Annotated in this window: 1 protein-coding gene and 1 pseudogene; both read right to left on the reverse strand. The window is 63.3% G+C overall.

The genetic code is table 11. From position 1 onward, the window contains the following. The coding region (locus tag A3754_RS04835) for an iron chelate uptake ABC transporter family permease subunit (RefSeq protein WP_197468465.1) at positions 1-445 on the reverse strand (445 nt) is incomplete at its 3' end. Further along, positions 432-611, reverse strand: a pseudogene (locus A3754_RS27255) (cobalamin-binding protein); the annotation flags it as partial. The pseudogene A3754_RS27255 and the gene A3754_RS04835, both read right to left, overlap by 14 nt.

The following is a 611-nucleotide window of genomic DNA, read 5'->3' on the forward strand; positions in this document are numbered from 1 at the left end:
GCAACAGGCGCGTGGGAGTCCAGCCGCCACCACCTTGCGCCAGCCCAAATACCAGCAAGGTGGACAACAGGGCGCCGGCAAACGCTGAACCGGACACCAGCGCCAGCCCACCAGCAACCAGCATGGCCCCCAGCGCACCAACGGCCGCACCACCGGAAATACCCAACACATAGGGATCCGCCAGCGGATTGCGCAACAGTACCTGCATCAGGGCACCGGCCAACGCCAACAACCCCCCGGTAGAAAAGGCTGCCAACGCACGGGGCATCCGCAGCGACACAATCAGCTCCCGGTACAGTTCACTGCCGCCGCCGGTGGCTACCGCCCACAGGTCCTGCAGCGAAATCGACACACTGCCCACCGCCACCGACAGCAATAACGCCAACAGCCCAAGACTGGCCAGTCCCAACAGGGCGGGAATTGCCCGCTGCTTACTGACGGGCACGGGCAGAGTCCAGATGCCGACACAAGGTACGGGCACCGGTCAGCATTTGCGGCGTGGGCCGCTGCAATGTGGAGGGCGCGACAAAAAACAGATTGTCGTTTTTCACCGCTTGCAAGGTGGCAAATTGCCGCCAGGGGTCCAGCCAACCGGGATTATCTTCGCCCAT

The organism is Alcanivorax sp. HI0083, assembly GCF_001635175.1.